At 64.8% G+C, this 25,795-nt stretch carries 22 protein-coding genes; 6 read left to right on the top strand and 16 right to left on the bottom strand.

The genetic code is table 11. The features are described 5' to 3' along the window. Positions 1-30: 30 nt before the first annotated feature. Entirely contained in the window at positions 31-891 is an 861-nt protein-coding gene (locus CDPAHKCJ_RS10505) for a PHP domain-containing protein (protein ID WP_166019901.1), read from the bottom strand. Positions 892-1,259: 368 nt separating this feature from the next. On the opposite strand from CDPAHKCJ_RS10505, the gene CDPAHKCJ_RS10500 reads away from it, so the two are divergent. The 3 genes from CDPAHKCJ_RS10500 (at position 1,260) to mnmC (ending at position 4,682) form a co-directional block, all read left to right on the top strand. Beyond that, on the top strand, positions 1,260-1,841 hold the full coding sequence (locus tag CDPAHKCJ_RS10500; protein ID WP_043333711.1) for a septation protein A: 582 nt from the start codon (positions 1,260-1,262) through the stop codon (positions 1,839-1,841). Beyond that, a complete protein-coding gene (locus CDPAHKCJ_RS10495; protein WP_166019740.1) occupies positions 1,841-2,140 on the top strand; it encodes a YciI family protein in 300 nt (99 codons plus the stop codon). Before CDPAHKCJ_RS10500 ends, CDPAHKCJ_RS10495 begins: the two co-directional genes overlap by 1 nt. 157 nt (positions 2,141-2,297) lie before the next feature. Next, entirely contained in the window at positions 2,298-4,682 is a 2,385-nt protein-coding gene (gene mnmC / locus CDPAHKCJ_RS10490) for a bifunctional tRNA (5-methylaminomethyl-2-thiouridine)(34)-methyltransferase MnmD/FAD-dependent 5-carboxymethylaminomethyl-2-thiouridine(34) oxidoreductase MnmC (RefSeq protein ID WP_346773922.1), read from the top strand. Positions 4,683-4,696: 14 nt separating this feature from the next. Here the strand turns inward: mnmC and CDPAHKCJ_RS10485 are convergent, their stop codons facing one another. Both CDPAHKCJ_RS10485 and CDPAHKCJ_RS10480 read right to left on the bottom strand, forming a co-directional pair. After that, the gene (locus CDPAHKCJ_RS10485; RefSeq protein WP_166019738.1) at positions 4,697-5,434 is read right to left on the bottom strand and encodes a response regulator; all 738 of its coding nucleotides are present in this window, start codon (positions 5,432-5,434) and stop codon (positions 4,697-4,699) included. A 65-nt stretch (positions 5,435-5,499) separates the two neighbouring features. Beyond that, entirely contained in the window at positions 5,500-7,236 is a 1,737-nt protein-coding gene (locus CDPAHKCJ_RS10480; RefSeq protein WP_346773921.1) for a sensor histidine kinase, read from the bottom strand. A gap of 270 nt (positions 7,237-7,506) precedes the next feature. On the opposite strand from CDPAHKCJ_RS10480, the gene CDPAHKCJ_RS10475 reads away from it, so the two are divergent. Next, complete coding sequence (locus tag CDPAHKCJ_RS10475) at positions 7,507-8,817, top strand: 2-hydroxycarboxylate transporter family protein (RefSeq protein ID WP_166019737.1); 1,311 nt, start codon at positions 7,507-7,509, stop codon at positions 8,815-8,817. A 151-nt stretch (positions 8,818-8,968) separates the two neighbouring features. Here the strand turns inward: CDPAHKCJ_RS10475 and CDPAHKCJ_RS10470 are convergent, their stop codons facing one another. From CDPAHKCJ_RS10470 to CDPAHKCJ_RS13490, 3 genes are all read right to left on the bottom strand, one after another. Then, positions 8,969-9,247, bottom strand: coding sequence for a YheU family protein (locus CDPAHKCJ_RS10470; protein WP_166019899.1), 279 nt, complete (start codon positions 9,245-9,247; stop codon positions 8,969-8,971). A 92-nt stretch (positions 9,248-9,339) separates the two neighbouring features. Beyond that, positions 9,340-11,430, bottom strand: coding sequence for an NAD-dependent DNA ligase LigA (ligA, locus tag CDPAHKCJ_RS10465; RefSeq protein ID WP_240916775.1), 2,091 nt, complete (start codon positions 11,428-11,430; stop codon positions 9,340-9,342). A gap of 391 nt (positions 11,431-11,821) precedes the next feature. Continuing rightward, positions 11,822-12,799, bottom strand: coding sequence for a cell division protein ZipA C-terminal FtsZ-binding domain-containing protein (locus tag CDPAHKCJ_RS13490; protein WP_346773920.1), 978 nt, complete (start codon positions 12,797-12,799; stop codon positions 11,822-11,824). Between the two features lie 18 nt (positions 12,800-12,817). Between CDPAHKCJ_RS13490 and CDPAHKCJ_RS13385 the strand changes: the two genes are divergently transcribed. After that, a complete protein-coding gene (locus CDPAHKCJ_RS13385; protein WP_240916756.1) occupies positions 12,818-13,258 on the top strand; it encodes a hypothetical protein in 441 nt (146 codons plus the stop codon). 89 nt (positions 13,259-13,347) lie between these two features. On the opposite strand, the gene smc is transcribed toward CDPAHKCJ_RS13385, so the two are convergent. The 10 genes from smc to ccmA form a co-directional block, all read right to left on the bottom strand. Next, a complete protein-coding gene (gene smc, locus CDPAHKCJ_RS10455) occupies positions 13,348-16,869 on the bottom strand; it encodes a chromosome segregation protein SMC (protein ID WP_166019734.1) in 3,522 nt (1,173 codons plus the stop codon). Between the two features lie 250 nt (positions 16,870-17,119). After that, positions 17,120-18,526 (bottom strand): c-type cytochrome biogenesis protein CcmI, encoded by a 1,407-nt coding sequence (ccmI, locus tag CDPAHKCJ_RS10450; protein WP_166019733.1) that lies wholly within the window; start codon positions 18,524-18,526, stop codon positions 17,120-17,122. Then, complete coding sequence (locus tag CDPAHKCJ_RS10445) at positions 18,523-19,101, bottom strand: cytochrome c-type biogenesis protein (protein ID WP_166019732.1); 579 nt, start codon at positions 19,099-19,101, stop codon at positions 18,523-18,525. The genes ccmI and CDPAHKCJ_RS10445 overlap by 4 nt, the downstream gene beginning before the upstream one ends. Next, positions 19,098-19,673 (bottom strand): DsbE family thiol:disulfide interchange protein, encoded by a 576-nt coding sequence (locus tag CDPAHKCJ_RS10440; protein WP_166019731.1) that lies wholly within the window; start codon positions 19,671-19,673, stop codon positions 19,098-19,100. Before CDPAHKCJ_RS10440 ends, CDPAHKCJ_RS10445 begins: the two co-directional genes overlap by 4 nt. Continuing rightward, complete coding sequence (locus tag CDPAHKCJ_RS10435; protein ID WP_277343455.1) at positions 19,670-21,670, bottom strand: heme lyase CcmF/NrfE family subunit; 2,001 nt, start codon at positions 21,668-21,670, stop codon at positions 19,670-19,672. The genes CDPAHKCJ_RS10440 and CDPAHKCJ_RS10435 overlap by 4 nt, the downstream gene beginning before the upstream one ends. Then, positions 21,670-22,194 carry a cytochrome c maturation protein CcmE gene (ccmE, locus tag CDPAHKCJ_RS10430; RefSeq protein WP_166019730.1) on the bottom strand — a complete coding sequence of 175 codons (525 nt, stop codon included), beginning with the start codon at positions 22,192-22,194 and terminating at the stop codon, positions 21,670-21,672. Before ccmE ends, CDPAHKCJ_RS10435 begins: the two co-directional genes overlap by 1 nt. A gap of 81 nt (positions 22,195-22,275) precedes the next feature. Beyond that, positions 22,276-22,470 carry a heme exporter protein CcmD gene (ccmD, locus tag CDPAHKCJ_RS10425; protein WP_166019729.1) on the bottom strand — a complete coding sequence of 65 codons (195 nt, stop codon included), beginning with the start codon at positions 22,468-22,470 and terminating at the stop codon, positions 22,276-22,278. After that, positions 22,470-23,267 (bottom strand): heme ABC transporter permease, encoded by a 798-nt coding sequence (locus CDPAHKCJ_RS10420; protein WP_277343457.1) that lies wholly within the window; start codon positions 23,265-23,267, stop codon positions 22,470-22,472. Before CDPAHKCJ_RS10420 ends, ccmD begins: the two co-directional genes overlap by 1 nt. Before the next feature lie 144 nt (positions 23,268-23,411). Beyond that, complete coding sequence (ccmB, locus tag CDPAHKCJ_RS10415) at positions 23,412-24,134, bottom strand: heme exporter protein CcmB (protein WP_166019728.1); 723 nt, start codon at positions 24,132-24,134, stop codon at positions 23,412-23,414. Next, positions 24,131-24,841 carry a cytochrome c biogenesis heme-transporting ATPase CcmA gene (gene ccmA / locus CDPAHKCJ_RS10410; protein ID WP_166019727.1) on the bottom strand — a complete coding sequence of 237 codons (711 nt, stop codon included), beginning with the start codon at positions 24,839-24,841 and terminating at the stop codon, positions 24,131-24,133. Before ccmA ends, ccmB begins: the two co-directional genes overlap by 4 nt. 475 nt (positions 24,842-25,316) lie before the next feature. Between ccmA and CDPAHKCJ_RS10405 the strand changes: the two genes are divergently transcribed. Beyond that, positions 25,317-25,793, top strand: coding sequence for a LexA family transcriptional regulator (locus tag CDPAHKCJ_RS10405; RefSeq protein ID WP_043333703.1), 477 nt, complete (start codon positions 25,317-25,319; stop codon positions 25,791-25,793). The last annotated feature ends 2 nt before the right edge of the window (positions 25,794-25,795 follow it).

The following is a 25,795-nucleotide window of genomic DNA, read 5'->3' as shown; positions in this document are numbered from 1 at the left end:
GCGGACTGGCGTCACGGTGATCTCTTGATATCACATGGAGGCAGCGTCGGCCGCAAAAAAGGGCGCGATGCGCGGATGACACCACACGGGCGGCACCTTGGTGCGCGGCGGCGGACTCATGCTGCCAGGCGCCAGCGGGCCGCCGGGGAAGTGGAAGTCACTACCGACGGAGGCATAAAGGCCCAGCTCATCCAGCTGACGCGCCAGGTCTCGCGCGCGATCGATATTCTGGAAGCCGCTGACCAGTTCCGCGCCTTCGCCACCGGCGGCAATGAAGTCACGCAGCAGCTCGCCACGCTTGGTGCGCGTCAGCTTGTAGCGCATCGGGTGCGCCATCACGGCGATGCCGCCATCGGCACGCACCCAGCCCACCGCCTCTTCCATCTCTGGCCAGTGCGCCTTGACGTCGCCCTTCTGGCCCGCGCCCAGATGCCGCTTGAAGGCGTCCTGCAGGTTGCGTGCAATCCCGGCCTCGACCAGCGCACGGGCAAAATCCGGGCGTGACAGCGGGCGGTCGCCCGCGCCACTCAGCGTGGCCTGCTCACGGGCGCGCTCGAAGGCATTTTCGAGCCCGAGCCTTTCCATGCGCATGGCGATCTCGTGGCTGCGGCGCTCACGCGCCTCGTGCTGCTGCTTGAGGCCGGCACTCAGCGCATCGCCGGCCCCCTCGGGCATCAACGCGACGATGTGGATGGTCTGGTTGCGCCAGCGCACTGACAGCTCACAGCCGGGCAGCAACGAGATTCCCTCGGCGCGGGCGGCCTGCTGGGCCTCGAAGATGCCTTCCATGCTGTCGTGATCGGTCAGTGACATGCGTGACAGACCGCGCCGCGCGGCCAACGCCACCAGCTCTGTCGGTGCCATGCCGCCATCGGAGGCGGTGGAATGCATGTGCAGGTCGATGTCCGGCACCTCGATATCGGAATCGAAGCGCTGGGGCAGCGGGCGAAACTCGATCGGCTTGCGGGATGCGGAAATCGGCGAAGAGTCGGACGGGACGTCGGACACGGGGAACCTCTCGGGATGAACGTCTGTACCACGCGATGCCTGAGATGCAGGCGATCCAGCGCGACAGACGTCGGGCAGTATTGGCTGCGATGCGCGCCCGGAGATACAGGGGCTTTGTCAGCAGGCAGCAATGGCGGCAGAATGAGCACATGCAGGCAGGGGTGCGCCGCTGGTGTCAGACAGGATACCACTCGCACAGGCCCTTGCCTTCCCGACGGCTGCGTCGTCGTGTTCAGGAGTGCGCATTACCCATGAAGATGTTGCTCGACTTTCTGCCGATCGTGATCTTCTTCGCCGTCTACAAGATGACTGGCGACATGATCATGGCTACCGCCGTGTTGATTCCCGCGACCCTCGCGCAGGTGCTGTACATCTATTGGCGCCACAAGCGCGTCGAGAAGATGCAGCTGGTCACTCTCGCGCTGGTCGTCGTGCTGGGCGGCGCGACCGTGCTGTTCGGCAACAGCTCCTTCATCCAGTGGAAGCCCACCGTGGTCAACTGGCTGTTCGCCGTCGCCTTCCTGCTGTCGCCGCTGTTCGGCGGCAAGCCGCTGGTGGAGCGCATGATGGAAAAGGCGATTCAGCTGCCGCGCCCCATCTGGCACCGCCTCAACCTGGCCTGGGTGGTATTCTTCCTCGCCATGGGCGGCCTCAACATCTACGTCTTCAGTCACTATTCGGAAGACATCTGGGTCGATTTCAAGCTGTTCGGCATGCTCGGTCTGACACTGCTGTTCGTCATCGTTCAGGGCGTCTACCTGTCCCGTCATATGGTGCAGGCCCCTCAGGAAGAGAACGCTTCCTCGACCAATTCTCAAAAGGATGATTCGTGATGCTCTACTCCATTGTCTGTCAGGACGTCGAAGGTAGCCTCGAAGCGCGCATGGCGGCGCGTCCGCCGCATCTGGCACGTCTGGAAGCGCTGCACGCCGCCGGGCGTCTGGTCATCGCCGGCCCCAACCCGGCCATCGACAGCGAAACCCCGGGCGAAGCCGGTTTCAGCGGCAGCGTCATCATCGCCGAGTTCGATTCTCTCGAAGACGCCCAGAAGTGGGCCGATGCCGACCCCTTCGTCATCGCCGGTGTCTATGCAAGCGCCGAAGTGAAGCCCTTCAAGCAGACCCTGCCCTAGCCCGGCGCCCGGCCGGTCATCTGACCGGCGGTTTCTTTCTGACGACGGACAGCCTGGCTGTCCGTCGTCTGCGTTGCAGGCCTTGCCTTGATGCTGTCTCACTCTGATGCTGACTCGCTGTGCCGCTCTCCCGCTCGACCTCCTGCCAGGAATGCCCGTGAACGATCGCCCCTCCTCTACCCGCCAGCCCGCTCCCGGCCAGATCACTCCCGATCCGTCAGCTCCTGATCTATCAACTTTCGATCAGCCAGCCCCTGATCAGGCCGCCGCGTCAGCCCGAAAGACGTCGCCTCAGGACACCCCGGGCACCGCGGCACGCAAGCCTGCCACGACGCCGCCGAGCGCGATCGAGCCGGTCACGGCGCCCGGCGTGGTGCCGAACGTGCCGCTGGCGCCGCTGGCGGCATTGGAGGAGGCGCAGCTCGAGTGGGACGACACCGCGCCACAGGCCACCGATTACGGCGATGTGTACTTCTCGATCCACGATGGCCGCGCCGAGACCGTACACGTCTTCCTGGACAGCAACCGGCTGAGCGAGCGTTTCCGTGACTGGCGGGAAGCGCGCCCCTTCGTGATCGGCGAGACCGGCTTCGGCACCGGCCTCAACATCCTGTGCGCCGCCCAGCGCTTTCTGGCCACTGCACCCGCCGAGGCACGCCTGCATGTCGTCTCGGTGGAAAAGCACCCGATGCAGGCAGCGGACCTTGAACGTGCGCTGTCCGCCTGGCCGGATCTTGCCTCACTGGCGAAGCCGCTGGTCGCTCAATGGCCGTCAGCAGTGCTCGGCGTGCACCGCCTGTGGCTGGATGAGCGCATCACCCTGGACCTGCACTTCGGCGACGCGGTGGAGCGTCTCTCACGGCTGGAAGGTGGTGTGGATGCCTGGTTCCTCGATGGCTTCTCACCATCGAAGAATCCGGAAATGTGGTCCCCCGAGCTGTTCGCAGCCATGGCGGGGGTCTCGCAACCCAGCGCGACCTTCGCGACCTTCACCGCCGCGGGCTTCGTGCGGCGTGGCCTGCGCGCGGCAGGCTTTGTCTGGCGCAAGGTGCCCGGCCACGGCATGAAGCGCGAGATGATCTGCGGCGAGCTGGACGAGCCGACCGCCGCCGCGCGCGCCGCACTGATGGGGCTTGATGCCTCTCCCGTGTCCGGTCATGCCCCCGTGAAGGAGCATGCGGTGCGTGGCGCCCTCCACCCACTGCGCCGGGAACAGCCCTGGACGCAGCCTCCCCAACCCGCCGCCATTTCTCGCGAGACGCATGTCGCGGTACTCGGCGCGGGCATCGCCGGCACCAGCTGCGCCGAGGCGCTGGCAAGGCGCGGCGCGAGGGTCACGCTGATCGATGCCGAAGCCCCCGGCGCGCGGGCCTCCGGCAATCGCCAGGGCGCGCTCTACGTCAAGCTGGCCGCCGAGACCAATCCCGCCAGTCGCTTCCAGCTGGCCGCACTGCAGTACAGCCGTCGCTGGCTGGCAAGCCTCGACCCCGAGCAGACCCTGTGGTCCGCCAGCGGCGTGCTGCAACTGGCCACGAGCGAGCGCGAGCGCAAGCGCCAACAGCGCTTCCTCGACAATCACCCGCTGCCCGAGGCGCTGATCACGCCTGTCAGTGCCAGCGAGGCCAGCCGAATCGCCGGCAGCGAGATCACCTTCGACGGTCTCTTCTATCCGGTGGCGGGCTGGGTGCGCCCCAAAGCACTCTGTCAGCACCTCGCCGCGACGCCGGGTATCCGCTTTCTGCAGGCGCGCATCGAGGCGATTCAGTTGCTGGGGGCTGGGGAAGGCAGAGAGCAAGGCGGAAAGACAGACAACGGAGCGCCACGCTGGCAGCTGGAAGCCAGCGACGGCCACTGTCTGGAAGTGGATCAGCTGATCGTCGCGCTGGGCGAGCAGACTTACCTGCCCGAGCCGCTCGCACACCTGCCGCTGCAGCCGATTCGTGGCCAGGTCAGCGAGATCACGGTAGCGCCCGAACAGGCAGCAGGTCTGCCCATGCTCGACAGCGTGGTGTGTGCCGGTGGCTATGTCTCGCCCTGTCAGCGCCACACCGATGGCAGCGTGACCTTGAGCTTCGGCGCGACCTTCGCCCCGCGCGATGAGGATGACTCGGTACGTGAGGCCGACCACGCCGCCAATGTCGCCGAGCTGCGCAGTGCCCTGCCCGCCTTCGTCGCCGCATGGGAGCAGGCGCGTGGCGTCAGGCTGGAAGACGATGCCTGGCAGGGGCGTGTCGCCTGGCGCGCCGCGAGCCCCGACAAGAGCCCGCTGGCCGGCCCGGCACCGGACGCCGCGCAATGGCGTGAGGACTACGCCGCCATGGCCTTCGATGCGAAAAAGCGCGTGCCACAGTCGAGCGGCGCCCACCTGCCCGGCCTGTGGCTCTCCACCGCACACGGCTCACGCGGCTTCACCACCGCCCCGCTGTGCGCCGAACTGATCGCCTCGCAACTGTGCGGCGAGCCGCTGCCGCTGGAACGCGAACTGGCCGAGCACCTGCACCCGGGACGCCGCCTGATCCGCGATATCGTCCAGCGGCGCTGAGAGGTCGGCATCACTCAGGCCTGACGGCACTGTCTGGACAGGGCCTGACGGTCGATGACCTGATAGGTGAAGGATGGCCGGCCGATCTGACCGTAGTGGAAGGCCTCGCTGAGCATGCCGCAGGCCGCGAGATGGCGCAGGTACTTGCGGATGGTCACTCGCGACATGCCGGTGGCAGGCAGCAACGCCTCACTGGTGAAGCTGCCTTCCTCGCGCGGCAGCGCCATGATGGCACTGGCCACCAGGGCAAGTGACGCCGCCGTCACACCCTTGGGCAGGCGGCCATCTGGAACGGTACCCGAGGTAGCAGCGGCCATTCCCTGAACTGCGAACAGCTGATCCAGCTGCTGCTGGCTGACCTCCCCCTCGAGGCTTTCCAGCTGCTGGCGGCCGCGTTGTGCCAAGGCCAGGGCCTGCTGAAAGCGAGCGAAGCTGAAGGGTTTGACCAGGTAGTCGCATACCCCGAGCGCATGTGCGCTACGTACCGTATCCGCTTCGCTGGCAGCGGTGATCAGGATCACCTGGATATCGGGGGCGGCGTGGCGCCTCAGCCATCGCAACACTTCCAGCCCGCTGCGGCTGCGCAGGTAGACATCCAGCAGCACCAGGTCCACCGCTTCCTGCGCCAGTACGTCGAGTGCCGTCGCGACATCCTCGCACTGGGCCACCAGGCGCATGCCGTCGATGCGACTGAGGTATTCGACATTGAGACGCATGACCATGGGGTCGTCTTCGACTATCAGCACACGCATGCGCTCTGGCTCCTTCGTTGTGCAAATTCCGGCCGCAACGCCATCCCGTGATGCACGGCCCCCTATCAGGGCGCCGCGCCAGTCAGCAGTCGGCAAGGCAGGGTCAGCTCGACCAGGGTACCGCCGCCCGAGGGCGCATAGAGGTGCCATTCGCCCTCGCGCGCAGACACGATCTCCTGCACCAGCGACAGGCCCAGCCCGCGCCCTTCCCCATGACTGCTCACCCCCGCCTCGCGTGCCGTCTGCCTCAATTCCGTCGGCATGCCGGGGCCATTGTCCGCTACGCTGATCGACAACTGCGCCTCTGCCGACGGGTCCAGTGATTCCAGCATCAACCCCAAGGTCACAGACGGGGCGTGAGCGTCAGCGCCCACCTCCTCCAGCGCTTCGAAGGCATTGTCGAGCAGATTGCCGATCACACTGACCAGATCATGACTCAGACTGCGCTCCAGTACCGGGAACTCGACCGGAGCCCCCTCTTCCGGCGACATTCCCTCATCATGGCGGCCATTGGAGCATTCGATCTCCAGCTCGACATTGAGTGTGATGCCACGCTCCCGGGCCTCGCTGTGCTTGCCGATCAGAAGACCTGCCAGCAGAGGGTCCGCGATGCGCTCGGCGGCCGCGGCATCCGCCGGCAACTCCCGCTCCACCAGCAACGCCAGATAATCGCGCAGTCCGGCGAGATCCTTCATCTGCGTCAGCCCGGACAGTACGTGCAGTCGATTGCGAAACTCATGGCGCGCGGCACGCAGTGACTCCGCCTGGCGGCGAACGCCTGTCAGCTCCTCGGCGAGGCGCTGCATGCGATCATACTCACGCAGTACCAGCACGCCGCCCATCAGCAGCTCGCCATCATGCATCCGCTGGCAACGCGCCAGCAATCGCCGCCCGCCACAGGTCACCTGCCGCAGACGAGTCGCTTCCTGCTCGCTCACTGGCAGATGGCCAGCGAGACACTCGCGCATGCCGGTATCCGGCAACCCGTCATCGAGGCGCTGCCCCAAAGTCGGCAAGGCTCCCAGCAACTCGCGCGCCGCGGCATTCACCAGCGTGATCCGCCCCTTGGGGTCGACCACGATGATGCCTTCTTCCAGGCTGGCGAGCACCGCCTGATGCTCCTCTACCAGACGCGCGATGGCGGCAGGCTCAAGCCCCTTGAGCTGTCTGCGCAGATAGCGCGCCAGTCCCAGTGCGCCCAGCGTGCCGAACAGCATCAGTACACCCAGCCCGAGCAGCAGCTGGCGCTTTTCGTCGGCCAGACGCCGCCCCAGGGAGTCCAGCGTGATGCCGATGGCCACCGCACCGACGACGGAGCGCTCACCGCCCTTGGACGCGGTCGCCATGACCGGCACGAAGCTGCGCAGGCTTTCACCGAGCGTACCCCGGGATTCGGAGAGATAGGAGGCGCCGGCCAGCGCACGCTGCTCGTCGCCGCCCTGGAAGGGCTGTCCGATACGTGCGGGATCCGGGTGACTGAGCCGCAAGCCATCCGGGCGCATCACCACGATGAAGTCGACGGCATTCTCCTGACGCAGTCGCTCGATGCGTGCCGCCAGGCGGCTGTCCGCGACAGGAGGCGCAGCCTGCGGCGAGCTGGCCTCGCTCAGGGCGGAACGCACCTCGGGCAGACGCGCGATACGCTGGGCAAGAGCGGCAATACGCTGGCCCTGAATCTCGCGCTGGGTCCGCTCCAGCTGGGTACTGAAGAGCCAGGCCGCGACCAGCAGGCTGACGATCACCATGCCGGCGGCGAGCAATGAGGTCAGCGCGCTCAGCCCGGGATGAGAATGTCGCAGCACGCACGACACGCCCTCTTCCCCCTTGGTGGCATGGTCAATCGGCCTTGCGCATGGGCGAGCAGCAGTCAGCGGTTTCATAAGTTTCAAAAGGCTTTCTTTAATTCGCAAAACTTGGCCCTCGGGAGTCACACCGTAAGCTCCCTGTGGCGCACACCCGGTGCGCGAACATGATGTCTCTACCCCGTCCCAAACGATCCCGCGATGCCACGCCAGCGCATCCGGGCATGACAACAGGTCCTGCAACGACAGAGTGCAGGACAAGGAGCATGCATGACACATTCCTCGCAGACCGCCACGGCCACGCCTGCCGCAGAGTCCCCCTGGCAGAAGACGCGCATCTTCGGCATGTCGCTGCCGATCTTCGCCCTGTCCTTTCTGGTCCTGATTGCCGCCATCGCCACCGATACCCTGCCTGCCGGCATGATCGGCGCGCTGCTGGTCATGATGATTCTCGGTGAGCTGCTGGGCTTTCTGGGCGACCGCCTGCCGATCATCAACAGCTATCTGGGTGGCGGCGCCATTCTCGCCATCTTCGGTGCCGCAGCGCTGGTCTACAGCGGCTGGCTGCCGCAGGACGTCACGGCGAATGTCAGTGAGTTCATGAAGGCCGGTGGCTTCCTGAACTTCTACATCGCGGCACTGATCACCGGCAGCATTCTCGGCATGGACTCCCGTGTACTGGTCAAGGTCGGGGCCCGTTTCGCGCTGCCACTGCTGTGCTCGGTGCTGTTCGCGGCGCTCTTCGCGATGCTGGTGGGCTGGGTCATGGGCTTTTCGCCCAAGGATGCCGTCATGGTCATCGCCCTGCCCATCATGGGCGGCGGCATGGGCGCAGGTGCCGTGCCGATGAGCCAGATCTACGAGCACCTGCTGGGGCAGCCGGCCAGCTACTATATCTCGATCCTGGTGCCGGCACTGGCGCTGGGCAATGTCTTCGCCATCATCATTGCCGGGCTGCTCAACGGGCTTGGCAAGCGCTTCCCGTCGCTGACCGGTGGTGGCCAGATGATGCCGGGCGTCAATGTCCGCGAAGAGAAGAGTGCGCCTGATCTGTCCCAGCTGGGCATCGGCATGGTGATTGCCCTGAGCTTCTTCGTCGCCAGCCAGATTCTCGGCAAGGTCATTCCGCTGCACCCCTACGCGCTGATGATCATCGCGGTCGCCGTGCTCAAGTGCGCCAACCTGGTGCCGGAGAACATCAATCAGGCCGCCGCCCAATGGTTCCGGTTCGTCGCAGGCAACTGGACCTTCGCGCTGCTGTTCGGCATCGGCGTGGCCTACACCGATCTGGGCCAGGTGATCGATGCCATCACCGTCACCTACGTGGTGATCGTGTTCGGTGTCGTCGCTGGTGCCGCCTTCGGTGCGGGTCTGGTGGGCAAGCTGGTCGGCTTCTACCCCATAGAATCTGCCATCACCGCTGGCCTGTGCATGGCCAACATGGGCGGCACGGGTGACGTCGCCGTGCTCTCGGCGGCCAATCGCATGCAGCTGATGCCCTTCGCGCAGATTTCCTCGCGCCTGGGCGGAGCCTTGATCCTGCTGATCTCAAGCCTGGTCGTACCGATGTGGTTTGCCTGATCCGGCCCATCGCCAGACGCCACTAGCCGCACCAACTGGCGCAACGACAGGCGCTGCATGAACGACAACGCCCCCGGCTTGTGCCGGGGGCGTTGTTATTTCCAGCCCCGGGGGCAGGGCATGCTCACCCCATCATGTCAGCTGACCGGGCTCAGTCGCCTTCTTCCTCATCGTCCGCCAGCTGGCGACCGAAGGATTGCCATTGCTCCAGCGTCATCACCTCGGTGGATTCGGTGCCGATGTCATGGACGATCAACAGCTTGCCGCGTGACAGCTGGCCTTCCAGCTCCGCGACCCAGCCGGCCATGCCTTCACCGACATCGGTGGTGTCGTAGCCCTGACGAGTGACGAAGGCTTCCAGCAGGGCACGCCGTGTATCGGCGGGCAGCATGGTCTGCGGCACCTCGATGAAGCGATCCTTGGGATCCATCTGATCAAGCGGCATCTGGCTCATGGGTAGCTCCTGTCCATCATCAGGGTGGCGTGACGCCGCCTGCGGTGCATCATTCAGCGTATCCGTACTCATGCATCCTCTCCCGCGCTGTCTTGCGCACTGTCTTGCGGATTGTCCTGCCGTGCATCAGCCCCGGATTCCCATTCGGCCAGGCGCGCCACGAAGGTCGCTTCGTCCAGCACCGTGAGGCCCAGCTGCATGGCTTTCTCCAGCTTGCTGCCCGCTGCCTCACCGGCAACCACGCCAGCGGTCTTCTTCGAGACGCTGCCCGCCACCTTGGCGCCCAGCGCCTGCAGACGCGCCTTGCCTTCATCGCGCGTCATGCTGTCGAGGCTACCGGTCAGCACCCAGGTCTGGCCTGCCAGCGGCTGGGGACGCTCACCGATCTCGACCTCTTCCCAGCTCAGGCCACAAGCGAGCAAGGCCTCCAGCGTCTCGTTGTTGGTCGGCTGCTGGAAGAAGGTATGGATATGCGTGGCGACGATGGGGCCGACATCCTCCACTGCCTCCAGCGCGGCCTGATCGGCTGCACGCAGCGCCTCAAGCGTGCCGAAGTGCGTGGCCAGGTTCGCGGCGGTGGCTTCACCGACTTCGCGGATGCCAAGGGCATAGATGAAGCGCGCCAGGGTAGTGCTGCGGCTCTTGTCCAGCGAGGCGACCAGATTGGCCGCGGACTTCTCGCCCATGCGCGGCAGCTCGGCGAGCGTGGCAGCGTCGAGATGGAACAGGTCCGCCGGCGTCTTGACCAGTTCGCGCTCGATCAGCTGCTCGATCAGCTTCTCGCCGAGGCCATCGACATCCAGCGCCTTGCGACTGGAGAAGTGCTTGAGGGCTTCCTTGCGCTGCGCGGCGCAGATCAGTCCGCCCGCGCAGCGTGCCACCACCTCGCCTTCGAGGCGCTCGATCTCGGAGCCACACACCGGGCAGCCGTCCGGCAGCACGATGGCTTCGCGGCTGGCACCTTCACTGGCGACCCGCACCACCTGCGGGATGACATCGCCGGCGCGGCGGATGATGACGCTGTCACCGATCTGTACGCCGAGACGTTCCACCTCGTCCATGTTGTGCAGCGTGGCGTTGGAGACCACCACACCGGCGACCTGCACCGGTGCCAGACGGGCGACCGGTGTCAGCGCGCCAGTGCGTCCGACCTGGAAATCAACACCTTCCAAGGTGGTTTCCTGCTCCTGCGCCGGGTACTTGTAGGCGATGGCCCAGCGCGGTGCGCGCGCCACGAAGCCCAGTTCACGCTGCAGACGCAGTGCATCGAGCTTGATGACTGCGCCATCGATGTCGTGATCGAGGCCATCACGCTGCTCGCCGAGGCGACGGGTGTAGTCGATGATGCCCTGGGCACCGCGCACCACCTCAAGCTGCGGGCTGGTGCGGAAGCCATAGTCGTTGAGCAGCGCCATCAGACCGGAATGATTCTGGCCGGCCTCGCTGGCGAGCAGCGCATCATCTACTCGCGCGACCTGATAGGCGCAGAATTCCAGCGGACGCGAAGCGGCGATGTTGGAATCCAGCTGGCGCAGGCTACCGGCGGCGGCATTGCGCGGGTTGGCGAACACCTTGCCATCCTCGTCGCGGCCGCGCGCGTTCAGCGCCTCGAAGCCTGCGTGGCTGATGTAGACCTCGCCACGTACTTCCAGCAGCGCCGGCAGATCATCACCCCGCAGCTTGAGCGGAATCGAGCGGATGGTGCGAAGATTGGTGGTGATGCCTTCGCCGGTGCGGCCATCGCCGCGCGTCACGCCCTGCACCAATACGCCGTTCTCATAGATGAGCGACACGGCCAGGCCATCGAGCTTGGGCTCGCAGCAGAAGCTCAGTTCATTCCCCGCATCCTGGGCGTCTCCCAGCTCCAGCGTTTTCGCCGCACGCTGCACGAAGGCTCGCAGCTCATCGTCATCGAAGGCGTTGTTGAGCGACAGCATCGGCACCGCATGCTGCACTTCCTCGAAGCCGCTGGCCGGCGCGGCTCCGACACGCTGGGTAGGCGATTCCGAGCTGATCAGCTGAGGATATTCGGCTTCCAGCGCTTCGAGACGTCGCAGGCGCGTGTCGTAGTCAGCATCAGTCAGCGTCGGATCATCCAGCACGTAATAGCGGTGGCTGGCCTCAAGCAGCTCGCGATGCAGCTGCGCAACCTCCTCCATCACCTTGGCTGGCACGCCTTCCAGCGCGGCCGGTGCAGCGGAGCGAGAAGCGCTCGAGGCGTTGGAATCATCGGCGGGCGCCGAAAACAGATCATCCTGGGCTGACATGACACTCACTCGATACAGTGGCTCGCCAGCACTGCCAGAAGACAGCGCTGAGCGACCTGAAAACGGGTGGCGAACCCTCCGACCTGACGCCCTTGCAAGAGCTTGCAAAGACTTGCAGGCGGAGGGGTCGCCTTGATGCTGCCATTGTACTCAATGCGACCACGAGTCCGAACCTTCAAGCCGTCTGTACTGTGACCAGGAACGAAAACGCCAACGGCGACCCGAAGGTCGCCGTTGGCGTTCTGGCATGACTGGTCGACTCAGAGAATGGCTGGGGAGTCGATCAGTTGGCCTGGTAGCGATGCAGACGATTGCGGCGCTCGAACTCGTGCACCTGCTGGCGCTTGAACTCGATGGTCTGGGCCGTCATCACGCTGTGGTTCTCGTCTTTCAGCTCACCCCCCAGACGACGCACCAGCAGCATGGCGATCTCGACCATGGTCTCGAAGGCGGCGGAGGTGTCGTCCGCGCCCGGCAGCGGCATGAGGAAGGTGACGCCATCCAGCTGGCTGTCCACCATCTCGGCCGGCTTGAAGATGCCCGGCTTGACCACGTTGGCCATCGCGAACTGCAGCGGGCTGTCATCGTCATCTTCCTCGTGGCGCAGGAACAGCCCCATCTCGGAATGACGCAGACCACAGGCCAGCGAGATACCCAGCACGTCTTCACCGCTGAAGCCCTCATCGCCACGCGCCATCACCGAGATGATGATGACTTCACTGGCGTCGGCCAGGGTGTCACGTGCGAGCTGGTCATCGACCTGATTGCGTTCGGCACGCAGCACCAGAGGATGACGATCATCCTCGGGCGCTGTCGCATCGGCAGCAGGCGCGACGGCCGCTTCCAGTGAAGGTTCCTGGCGCTGGGAAGCACTGCTGGCGACATCGGCCGGCTTGCCAGCGGAGGACGCCTCAGTCCTGACATCCTGACCTTCCTCGATCTCGGCCATCGGCTCGAGATCATCGGCCTGGGTGGAGGAGACGCTGATGCTGTCGTCCTCGGCGGTGATCACCGGCTTCTCATGGAAGTCGTCTTCGCGCGCCGTCTCGGCCTGCTCACTGGAGGCGCTGCCGAGCACGGGCTCACGATGCGCATCGTCGTGCTCATGCTCGTCGTCGCGCCGCGCGCCCAGACTGGCCGTCACATCGCGCATTGACTGACTGGCACGTGCACCGAAGGCAGCCGCACGCTCGCCGAAGCCCTTGCGCTCCGGCGCTTCACGACGCTCCATGGGCTGCGCCGGACGACTCGGTTGAGTCACCCGCGAGGCCTTAATGCCATGAGCATTGTCGAGCACGACATCTTCCTCGTCCTCGGCATGCGTTCCGGAATCGCCAACCACCCGGTAGCCGCCGTTCGGCAGCTCCCAGTTGTCACGTTCTTCCTCTTCTTCCACCGCGGGATTGCCCGCATCGTCGGTGGAATCCTCTGTACCCGCTCGATCCAGTCGGGGTACTCGACGTTGACGTTGGAGCCTGCGCACACCGTCAACGACGATGATTGCGACCAGCACCAACCCCAACAAGATGAGCCACTCTCTCAATTCCATGGGTCATTAGCCTGTTTGCTTGGGCACCATGCACGTGAACAGCATAGCGCGATTGCAGAAAAAGGGGACATTTTTTCGAATGTCAATCCTGTGGTGGTGACCTGCGCAATCGCCCTTCAATTATCCCTGACTGACACTATGACGCAAACTCGTAGTGCTTTCGATCTCTAGATGCAACACGATCTTGCCAACTAGGCCGCCAAGGCGGCCACTGGCTACCGCGCCGGAGGATGACCTTGCCCTCCTGAACGGCTTTTCCCTCACGCTTCGGCAAGCACGGCAGCTTCTTCTATCCCTACAGAGACAAGGCGCGAGACGCCGGGTTCCTGCATGGTGACACCCATCAGCCGATCTGCCGCTTCCATGGCGATCTTGTTATGGGTGATATAGATGAACTGTACGCTTTCCGACATCTCCTTCACCAGCCTCGCATAGCGTCCGACGTTGGCATCATCCAGCGGTGCATCCACCTCATCGAGCATGCAGAACGGGGCCGGATTGAGCTGGAAGATGGCGAAGACCAGCGCCAGTGCCGTCAGTGCCTTCTCACCGCCTGACAACAGGTGAATGGTGGAGTTTTTCTTGCCCGGTGGCCGCGCCATGATCGCGACTCCCGTCTCCAGCAAATCATCACCAGTCAGCGTCAACCATGCGGTTCCGCCCCCGAAGATCTTGGGGAAAAGCGCCTGGATTCCGGCATTGACCTTGTCGAAGGTGTCCTTGAAGCGCACCCGCGTTTCCTGGTCAATCTTGCGGATGGCGCGCTCGAGGGTCTCCAGCGCCTCGCTCAGCTCGGCATGCTGGGCTTCCAGGTAGTTGCGACGCTCGGCCTGCTGGTCGTATTCCTCGATGGCCGCCAGGTTGATGGCCCCCAGCCGCTTGATGCGCTCGCCGATCTGCTCGAGGTTGTGACTCCAGGCCGATTCGGTGGCATTGGGATCCAGCTCGTCCTCGAGCTGCGTGATCGCCGCCTCGTCATAACCCAGTTCCGCCAGTTGCTCGTCCTGCGCATCGCCCTTGAGGGTCAGCGCCTGCACCTGCATGCGGCCTTCCTCGAGACGCTGGCGAATCCCCTCGAGATTGCGCTCATGAGTCTGACGCGACTGTTCCGCCTGGCGCATCTGTTCGACCAATTCATGAGTCTTGTCACGACAGGCGTTGAGCTTGGTTTCCTGATACAGACGCGTCTCGAGCAGCATCTCGAGCTTTTCGCGCTCCTCTTCCTGCGGCAGCGAGGCCTCTTCGCGGCTGGCCTCGAGCATCTCGATACGCTCGGCGAGCTTCTCGCGCTGCTCGACGGCTCTCATGCGCTGGCCCTGCATGCCATCACGCTCGGTGGTCAGGCGCTGACGCTCCATGTCGAGACGGTTGACCTGCTCACGCGCGGGCGCCAGCTGGGCACGCAGCCCGGCCAGCGCCTCCTGATGTTCGCGCCGTGAACGCTCCAGCGACTCACGCGACTGGGCGTTGTTCTCGACCGCCTCCAGTGCCTGCTGCCAGCGCTCACGTGCCTCTTCCAGCGTCAGGGCCTGAGTCTCGCGCGTTTCCGCCAGCTGCTCGAGCTCCTCATCCAGCTCTCGGGCGCGGCCATCGACATGCTCCAGGCGGCTGGCGATGCCGGCCTCCTTGAGACTGAGTTCACGCTGGCGCTCGCCCAGCTCCCGCTCTTCGACGCGCAGATGCTCGAGCTGCTGCTCGGCGCCGGCAATCTGTTCGGCGGCTGCGGCCAGTCGCGTCTCGATCTCCTCGAGACGCTCATCCAGTGACTCTAGCTCCAGCACCACCTGCTCGAGGCGCGCCCGCTGGGCGATGACGCTATCGGCACGTTCACCGGCCACCTGACGGCGGCTCCAGCCTCGTCCGAGCCACAGACCGTCCGGTGTCAGCACGCTCTCGTGCGCGGCCAGCGAATCACGCCTGGCCCAGGCGGCGGCCTGCGACTCGACACAGTGGATACTCGCCAGCCAACCGGCCAGGGCATCCGCGCCGCTCACCTGCGCCGCCAGAGTGCCAGCGGGGCGGGCTGTCGCGCTGGACGCCGGCGTGCCATCGACCAGCAACAGCTCGCCGCCGGGCAGCTCATCCATCAGCGTGGCCAGCCGAGACGGCTCGCTCGCCGCCAGACGCGCCTTGAGGAAGGGGCCCAGCACCCAGGCACTGGCCGATTCCCAGCCCTCGGCGACCTCGAGCCCCTCGGCCAGCGCCGGGGTCTCGGCGAGCCCGTGCTGCTCCAGGTGGCTCGCCAGACTGTCATCGTCATCACGCAGTGCCGCGTCGATCAGTGCCTCGAGCGAGGCCTTCTCACCCTGCAAGACGTTGCGACGCTGGCGCAGCTGATCACGCTCACCATCCAGCGCCAGACGATCGGCCTGAGCCTGCTCACGGGCTTCACTGGCCTGCTCGCGACGCGACTCCAGCGATTCGCCGCTGAGCGACAATTCATCGAGCTGCTCGCGCAGCTCCTCACGCGACTCGCGCAGCTCGGCGACATCGGGCAGCTCCGCGAGTTGCTGACGACGACGTTCGCGCTGGCGCTCGGAGTCGGCGATGGCATTCTCGAGCTGCTGAATCTCGCTCTGGGCGCGCTCGGCGCCACGCTGGGATTCGTTGTCGGCCTGACTGAAACGCTCCCACTCGCTCTGGCTGTCCTGGCGACGCTCTTCGGCCTCTTCCAATGACAGCTCGAGCCCTTCGAGGGTCTCGCGGGCCAGCTCGAGTTCCGGGGCGATGTCTTCCAGACGTGCATCGATCATCTCGAGACGCTCGCCGTCCTCGCCCTCGACACGCTGGATATCGCTCAGCTCGCGCCTGGCCATATCGAGATCCGCGGCCAGCTGCTGCTCACGGGTCCGAGCGTGCTCGAGGCTCTGCTCGAGACGCGCGATCTGGGCACCGGTCTCATAGAAGGCGGCCTGATGCGTTTCCAGCTCTCCGGCCAGCTCGTCGTGCTGATAGCGCTGCTCTTCCAGCTGGCTCTCGCACTGACGCTGACCGAGAATCTCGCGCTCGACACCGGTTTCCAGCTCCGCGACGCGTGACTGCTGCTCGCGCTGCTGCGCACGCAGGCCACGCCGACGCAGCACGGCCAGCTCGCCCTTGAGGCGGTATTCGTCCTGCTTGAGGGTCTGGTAGCGCCTGGCGGCTTCGGCCTGACGTTTGAGGCGTTCGAGCTGCTTGTCGAGCTCCTCGCGCAGGTCATCCAGGCGCTCCATGTTCTCCTGGGTGCGCTTCATGCGATTCTCGGTCTCGCGGCGGCGCTCCTTGTACTTGGAGATGCCGGCGGCCTCCTCGAGGGTGCTGCGCAGGTCATCCGGGCGCGCCTCGATCAGCTGCGAGATCATGCCCTGACCGATGATGGAGTAGGAGCGCGGCCCGAGACCGGTACCGAGGAAGACATCGGCGATATCGCGACGACGGCATTTCTGGCCATTGAGGAAGTAACCGGACTGGCTATCGCGCGTCACCAGACGTTTGACGGCGATCTCGGCATACTCGGACCAGGCACCGCCGAGGCTGCCATCGGCATTGTCGAAGGTCAGCTCGATGGAGGCCTGCCCCACCGGCTTGCGCCCGGTGGAGCCATTGAAGATTACGTCCGTCATCGACTCGCCGCGCAGGTTCTTGGCGCTGGACTCGCCCATGACCCAACGCACAGCATCGATGACGTTCGATTTCCCGCAGCCGTTGGGGCCGAGAATCGCCGTCATGTTGCTGTCGAAGGGCACGGTGACCGGATCGACGAAGGATTTGAAGCCGACCAGCTTGATCGATTTGAGCCGCATTGCGCCTGGCGCGTCCTTGAGTCGAGACAAAGAAAATCTGAAGTAGAAAAACCTGCAGTACCACGGCGGACAGGCCTCTGCATGAAGGGCTTGCGCAATGACGGGGTAAACAGGTCCTTACAACGAAACAGGCGGTCATCGAGGATATTTTCGAAAAACCAGCGCGCAGTCTACCCAAAAGCGGCGATGGCCCCAACCGGCGCGATGACAAAGCCTGCCGTCACAACGCCGAGCCGGGGCCTTGCGGGACTTATTGAGCGACGACGTGATCGATCTTCAGCGCCAGCGGCGCCTGTGAAGCATCAATGCTGGTATCAGAGCTGGCATCAGAACTGATGCCAGAACTTTCCTCGCCGCCGGAGTCGGCCCCTCGCGTGACGATGACATTCTCGAGCTTGCCTTCAAGATCCCCCGGCTGAGCCGCCGGCTTGCCTGAGGGAGAGATGCGCGCGACCAGATTGACGCTCTCTGCCATCGAGAGCCGCGCCATCGGGGCCATGGCATTGTCATCCGACAACGTGACCGTCAGTGGCAACTTGTCAGCCGTGGTGCGCACTACCGCCAATGGTGGCAGCTTGCCCTCAGCATCACGCGCCACGATGAATACGGTCGCGGCATCTGCACTCACGGGCATCGCTGCCAGCTGCGCCTTGAGCGATGAATCCAACGAGACTTTCAGTGTCAGGCGAGCCGTGCTCTTTTTCATGTTCTGAGTAGTTGCAGCATCCTGATCAGCCGCCGCGTCCTGACCCGCCGCTGCCGAGGCATCCAGGGCAACCGAGGCATCGACCTCACCCGCGCTGGCCATGCGCTTGCGAGCAGCACTGATGCCTTCGCGCAGTGCCTTGGCGGCATCGGGATTCTCGAAGCCGGCAATCGCCTTGCGCCAGTAGTCGATGGCCTCGGGATAGCGGGCATGGTCGAAGGCCTCGATGCCCAGCAGACCGAGTACCGTGGGCTGACGCGGATCGGCTGCCAGCACCTCATCGGTCAGTCCCTGCACCTCATCGGTCAAGGTACGCTGGGCGGCGAAGAACTTGAGCTGCGCCAGCTGCGCGATCAGCGCGGGCACGCGACCTTCGAGCGCGATCAACGCCTCGAGCGACTGCATGGCCTCGTCGAGGCGCCCGGCATCGCGGTAGAGCGGGAACAGCGCCATCCATACCTTGGCGTTGTCGGGCTGGGCCTCGGCCTCGGCACGCAGGCGCGCGAGGCGCGCCTCGAAGCTGGCGGCATCATGGATCGGCGTGGCGGCGATCGCCTGCGCCAGCGCCAGGTCTCCGCTCGCGCCTTCGCGCTGATACCAGTAGAGCGACCCCGCCACCATCGCCACCAGCAACAGGGGCACCAGCAGGCGTCCACTGCTTGCGGGCTTGAGCGGAGAACGTTTCAGGGCTTCGGCGTCTTCCAGCAAGCTGCGTTCCAACTCGACCCGCCCTTCCGCCAGCGCCGTGTCATCCAGCTCGCCCCGCGCATGGCCGCGCTCCAGCGAGGCCAACCGGCGGCGGTAGACGCGCACGTTCTCGGCGCCGAGGCTGTCGTTGTCCTCGAAGGCCTGCTGGTCAACATGCACGCGACGCGCGCGACGCAGCGGCAGCAACAGCAACCAGCCCGCGGGAATCAACAGCACGGCAATCGCCAGCCATAACAGAATCATGAGCGCTCCTTGGCGTTCGGCGAGCGGTCTTGGGTGCCTGATACCTGCTCATCACTGGCAGCCTCAAGCTCATCGCTGGACTGTCGATGCGTATTGAGCAGTGCTGACAGGCGCGCCTGTTCCTCGGGGTCCAGTGCGCGCACCCGCGCACGCCGCCGAGCGCGCACGATCAGCGCGACGATGATGAGGCCGAGCAGAATCAGCGCCGCCGGGCCGCCCCACAGCAGCCAGGTACGGCCATCAAGGCGCGGATTGTAGAGCACGTACTCACCGAAGCGCGCGACCATGAAATTCTGGATCTCGCTGTCACTGCGTCCGTCCTTGAGCAGGTCGGCCACGTTCTGACGCATATCGCCGGCAATCGGCGAATCCGAGTCGCCGATTGCCTGGTTCTGACACTTGGGGCAGCGCAGGGCTGCCGTCAGGCTGTCGTAGCGCTTCTGCAGCACGGGGTTGTCGAACTGATGCACCTCGATGGCAGCCTGTGCCTTGCCAGCTGCCAGCCATGAGAGAAACAGCAGCACGACCAATGCCTGCACCAGCGGGATGGCAAAGCTCTTGAGGACAGGCTTCATGAACGGGCCTCATTGCGGCTCTTGTTGTCGGCAGCCGCTGGCTCGGCGATTCGCTCCAGCGTCGGCATGATCACATCGCGGATGTCTTCCGGGCGGATATAGCCGGTGTGGTGATAGCGAATCACGCCCTCGGCATCGACCAGGAAGGTTTCCGGTGCACCGTAGACGCCAAGATCAAAGCCCAGCGTGCCATCGGGATCGAAGATGTTGAGACTGAAGGGATTCCCGAACTCCTCAAGAAACTCATGCCCCTTGGCGCGCGTGTCCTTGTAGTCGACGCCGATCATGCGCACGCCACGATCGGCGAGGTCCAGCAGCTGTGGCATCTCATGCTTGCAGGTCGGACACCACTCGCCCCACACATTGACGAGACTGACCTGGCCCTTGAGCAGCGAGGCATCGATGCGCGCCTGCGGGTCACTCAGCGTGCTGAGCGAGAATTCGGGGAAGGGCCGCGACAGCAGCGCGGAATCTCGCGCATAGGGGTCATCATCGAGGCGCTGGTAGAGGAAGGCACCCAGCCCCACCACGACCAGCAGCGGCACGAACAGCACCAGACGACGAAGATTCATGGGCGAGCCTCCTGCGGGGTGAGTGAGGGATTGTCGGTCACCGTGCTGGTCTCGACACGACGACGATAACGGCGATCCAGCACGGCGATCACACCACCTGCGCCCATCAGCAAGGCGCCCAGCCACAGCCAGCGCACGAAGGGTTTGACCTGAATCCGCACTGCCCAGCTGTCGTCATCGAGCTTCTCGCCCATGGCGACGTAGAGGTCACGCGTGAAGCCGGCATCCAGCGCGGTTTCAGTCATCGGCATGCCGCTGGCCAGGAACAGGCGCTTCTCGGGATGCAGTGTCGTCACGGGGTCACCATCTCGGCTGACTTCCACCGTGGCACGGTCCGACAGGTAATTTGGGCCGCGATACTCGCCAAGCTCGGTCATGCGGAATTGATAGCCGCCCACGCTGACCTCCTTGCCCTGCACCATGCGCACGTTCTCGGCGACTTCGGTATTGGAGACCAGCGTCACGCCGACGATGGTCACCGCCAGGCCCAGGTGCGCCAGCTGCATGCCCCAGTAACTGGGCGTGAGTCGCTTGAGTCCTGCCCAGCGCCCCGCCTTCGAGGCACTCTTGTCCCACAGGTCGCGCAGCAGCGGCAGCACCACCCACAGCGCGATGACCAGCCCCAGCGCCACCGAGAGACTCCACTCGATATCCAGCAACAGCGGCAGCAGCCCACCGATCACGAGTGCCGCGCAACCGGCCAGCGCCAGGCGGCGCACGAGCTCGCGCCCTGGCATCTGCTTCCAGCGCGAGGCCGGCCCGAGGCCCATGAAGGCGCACAGCAGGGTGGTCAGCGGCACGAACAGCGCATTGAAGTACGGCGGGCCCACCGAGATCTTGCCCAGCCCCAGCGAATCCAGTACCAGCGGATAGAGAGTGCCCAGCAGCACGGTAACCATCATCACCAGCAACACGAGATTGTTGACCAGCAGGAAGGCGTCTCGCGAGAGCCAATGGAAGCCCAGCGTTGAGCGCACACGCGGTGCGCGCAGCGCGAACAGCAGCAGCGAGCCACCAACGGTGATACCGAGCAGCACGAGGATGAACAGCCCGCGGTCCGGATCACTGGCGAAGGCGTGCACCGAGGTCAGCACGCCGGAGCGCACCAGGAAGGTGCCCAGCAGTGACAGCGAGAAGGCGAAGATCGACAGCAGCACCGTCCAGCTCTTGAAGGCACCGCGCTTCTCGGTGACCGCCAACGAGTGGATCAGGGCGGTACCGGCCAGCCACGGCATCAGGGAGGCATTCTCGACCGGGTCCCAGAACCACCAGCCGCCCCAGCCAAGCTCGTAGTAGGCCCACCAGCTGCCCAGCGCGATGCCGACGGTGAGGAAGGCCCAGGCGATGTTGGTCCAGGGGCGCGCCCAGCGTGCCCAGGCAGCATCGAGACGCCCGCCCATCAGCGCTGCCATCGCGAAGGCGAAGGCTACCGAGAAGCCGACATAGCCCATGTAGAGCATCGGCGGATGGATGATCAGGCCGATGTCCTGCAACAGCGGATTGAGGTCCGCGCCATCTGTCGGCATGTCCGGCAATAGGCGTGCGAAGGGATTGGAGGTCAGCAGCACGAAGGCCATGAAACCAGTCGAGATCAGTCCCATGATGCCCAGCACTCGCGCCAGCATGTCGCGCGGCAGATGACGCGCGCCCAGCGAGACGGCAAAGCCCCAACCGGCCAGAATCAGACTCCACAGCAGCACCGAGCCTTCGTGGCTGCCCCAGACGGCACTGAACTTGAAGTACCACGGCAGCTGACTGTTGGAGTTGTTGGCGATGTAGGCGACGCTGAAATCATCCAGCAGGAAGCTCGCCGTCAGGCAGGCATAGGCGATCAGCACGAACAGGAACTGACCCCAGGCCATCGGCTGGGCGAAGCTCATCCACAACGGGCGACGTGTGGCGGCCCCCGCCAGCGGCACGACAGCCTGCACGAGGGCCAGACAGGCACCCAGAATCAGCGCGAAGTGGCCGATTTCCGGCAGCAGTTGCGTCACCATCACTGGGCCTCCCGCGAAGCTTTCTCGACCACGGAGGAGCCGGTCATCTTGTCGCTCGACTCGTTCCCAGCCATGTTCCCGGTCCTGTTGCCAGACACATCGCGCCCGGAGGCCTTGAGTGCGTCGGATACCTCCGGCGGCATGTACTTCTCGTCATGCTTGGCCAGCACTTCGCTGGCCTCGAGATGATCACCATCGAAGGTGCCCATCACCACCACGCCCTGCCCTTCACGGAACAGGTCCGGCAGGATGCCCTGATAATGCACCGTCACGTCATGATCGAAATCCGTGACGGTGAAGATGGCATCCAGCGTCTCGTTGTCGCGCCTGACACTGCCATCACGCACCATGCCGCCTGCGCGGAACTGGCGCCCCTGGGGCGCCTCGCCATTGGCGATCTGCGTCGGGGTATAGAAGGCGTTGATGTTGGCGCGCAGGGCATAGAGCGTCAGGCCGACCGCGAGGGCAGCCAGCAGCACGATGGCCGTGACGATATACAGGCGCTGCTTGCGTTTGGGAGTCATGGTCAGGGCTCGGTCAGGGCAAGGGACAGTCATGCCTCTCGCGGCCAGCGGGACGACTGGCACGGGAGGTCGAGAATGGATTCAGGAGCGGGCGGATTCCCGACGCAGGCGACGGCGGATATCGGCCTCCACCGCGCGACGGGACAGCCGCGTGGCGATCACCAGCCCCGCGAGGCACGTCGCCGTCAGCCCCCAGGCGGACCACACATACAGTGCATGGCCGCCCATGGCGAAGAACTCGCTGACACTCGAGAAAGCGACATCGGGCAGGCTCATCAGTGATCACCCTCTGTGGAAACGGAGCCCGCAGGCGAATTCTGGCCGGGGCGTGAGTCCGAGTGCGGCCTCAGCAGATCACGCACCCACTGCTTGCGGCTCTCGCGGCGCAGGACTTCGACGCGAGTGCGCATCAGCACCAATGCACCGAACAAGGCGTAGAAGCCGATCACCATCAACAGCAACGGAATCCACATGCTGGCCGGCATCGGCGGTGCTTCGCTGAGCGTGAAGGTGGCCGATTGATGCAGTGTGCTCCACCAGTCCACCGAATACTTGATGATCGGGATATTGACCATGCCGACCAGCGCGAGGATCGAGGCCGCACGCGAACCGCTGTCACGACTGGCAAAGGAGCCACGCAGCACGATCACGCCCAGATACAGGAACAGCTGGATCAGCATCGACGTCAGCCGGGCATCCCAGATCCACCAGGTGCCCCAGGTGGGAATGCCCCATACCGAGCCGGAAAACAGTGCCAGCGCCGTCATCAAGGCGCCGACGGGAGCGGCAGCCGTGGCGACCATGTCGGCCAGCTTGATCTTCCACACCAGGAAGAGCAGCGCGCACACCGCCAGCAGCATGAAGCACGACTGGGCGAGAATCGCCGCCGGCACATGCACATAGATGATGCGGAAGCTGTTGCCCTGCTGGTAGTCAGCGGGCGCGAAGGCCAGCCCCCAGACACTGCCGGCCACCAGCGCGATGATCGCCAGCGCCCACAGCCAGGGCAGCCAGCGTCGGCTGGCTGTGAAGAAGGTCGCCGGTGCGCCCATGCGATGCAGCCACGGCCACAGTCCGCCCTTGCGGGGGCGAACCTTGTGGGCAGGCGCTTGAGGAGAGTCGGAATCGGCGGTCACACGGGCCTCTTGTCAGGGGCAATGAAGAGCCTTGCGAATGCCCGAGAATACTCGGGCAGCGTCATGCAGTTCTTGATCGGGCTAGCCATTGATGCTCAGCCTGAGTCCGGCGGCGATGGCGAGCGGCGCCAGCAGCAGGGCCAGCGCCAGCATCGCGCCCAGAATGGCCAGATGCGCCAGACTGGGCATGCCGTTGACGGCGCTCTGTACGGCGCCGGCACCAAAGATCAGCACCGGGATGTACAGTGGCAGGATGATCAGCGAGAGCAGCACACCGCCGCGCCGCAGCCCCACTGTGAGCGCCGCACCGATCGCACCGATCAATGACAGACTCATGCTGCCCAGCGCCAGCGAGGCGATCAAGATGCCGAAGGTGCCGCTCGGCAGCCCCAGCATCACGCCCAGCAAAGGTGCCATCAACGCCAACGGCAGGCCGGTCAGCAGCCAGTGGCCCGCCACCTTGGCCAGCACCAGCAACGGCAATGGCTGCGGTGTCAGCAACAGTTGCTCGAGGCTGCCGTCTTCCAGGTCCTGCCGGAACAGGCCATCCAGTGACAGCAGCGTCGCCAGCAACGCCGCCACCCACAATAAGCCCGGTGCCAGCGTCGCCAGCAGCGCCTTGTCCGGTGAGATGCCCAACGGAAACAGCGTGATCACCAGGGCGAAGAACACCAGCGGATTGATTAGCTCACTGCGTCGGCGCAGCGCCTGACGCAGGTCGCGCGCGAGGGTCGCCTTGAAGGCACCGGCCAGCGAACTGGTGGGCGGGGCCTCGGGCAGTGCCGTCAGCAGCTCATGATTCATGCCGAGACGCTCCCTCTCGAATCCACGCCTGAGGCTTGCCCCAGACATATCCGTCGCAAGCGCGAGGCCTGTGAGAAGCGATGATGAGTCGTCATCACCACGCTGCCCCCACGCTGGGCGTGGGCCAGCAGCAATGCCTCCAGCGCCTGAACGCCGTCGCGATCGATGGCGGTGAAGGGCTCGTCCAGCACCCACAGCCGGCGTGGCGTCAGATGTAGTCGCGCCAACGCGATACGCCGCTGCTGGCCGGCGGACAGCTGCTGGGCAGGCACATCCTCGAAACCGGCCAGCCCCACGGCGTCCAGAGCCGCCCAGGCAAGCTCGCTACGAGCCCCTCCCCCCTCCTGCGACTGACCACCAAGTGCCTGATACCAGGCGAGGTTTTCCAATGCGGTCAGGGCACCCTTGATGCCGGGCTGGTGGCCCAGATAAAGCAGTGAGCCCAGAAAGTCATCACGTATCCGCGAGGTGGGCTGGCCGCGCCACAGCACTTCTCCCTCGTGATCATGGAACTGCCCGGACAGAATCTTGAGCAGGGTCGTCTTGCCACTGCCATTGGGCCCTTCGACCTGCAGGATCTCTCCCGCATGCAGCGAGAGATCCAGCCCCTCGAACAGCCAGCGCTCATCACGCTCACAGCCGAGCGCCACGACCGTCAACAGAGGCGGCGCGCTACAGACTTCATCGCTGGCAGGCTGGCTGGGCATCCCGGATTCTCGCGGCTGGGCCATCGCGGAGTGCGACATCAAGGGCTGACCCCGAAGGGTCACTGCGTGCCATTCTACGAGCTGAGGCCGACACTGACCACCGAGCAGCCAATCGCCTGACCTCAGGGCCCCGCCATGACGGGCAGTCAAGCACTCGAGAAATAAATCAGCGACTTGTGATGCACATTCATACGACACACTTTCGCTGAATTGGCGCCGGTCAATTCGCTCACCTCTTGCCACTTCGCGAGAGCTTGCTATGATGCAGACACTGTATACAAAAACAGTATCCATACAGTACCTTCATCACACGCCTGCCGAGTGCAGGCACAGACTGATCGGGTCGGCTCAACGCGTTGTCAGCATGTCCGCGGAGCCTAGCAGGCGACAGATGAACTCAGCCTGACGACCCTCCACGCTGCACCGCAGGCCGACGCACCATCCGCGCCGACCGCATGGCATCAGGGGATAGCTCATGTCACGTCTTCACGCTCCGCACTACCTTCAGCGTCTTCACAACCTGCCGCTCAATGACCAGGCCTGGCAGGAAATCACCGCCAGCGACATGATGGATATCCCGCTGCTCGGCAACATCACCGCCGGCATGCCCATCGAAGCCATCGCCGACTGCGGTACGGTTGCCGTGCCGACACGCATGGTGCGCCGCAACACCTACGCCCTGCGCGTGCGCGGCCACTCGATGATCAACTGCAATATCCATGATGGCGACATCATCATCATCGAACGCAGCGAAAGCGCCGAGAACGGCGAGACCGCCGTGGTGATGATCAATCAGCAGGAAGTGACGCTGAAGAAGCTGTATATCGAGAAGACCGGCGTGCGCCTGCAGCCGGCCAATGACAGCATGGCCCCCATCTATCTCAAGAATGCCGATATCGAAGTGCTGGGCATGGTGATGGGCGTGGTCCGCGGCAATGCCGTCACTCACTGAGA

The sequence above is a fragment of the Cobetia sp. MB87 genome (genome assembly GCF_011319755.1).
Classification (GTDB): Bacteria; Pseudomonadota; Gammaproteobacteria; order Pseudomonadales; family Halomonadaceae; genus Cobetia.
This window is presented reverse-complemented; position numbering and strand designations above follow the sequence as displayed.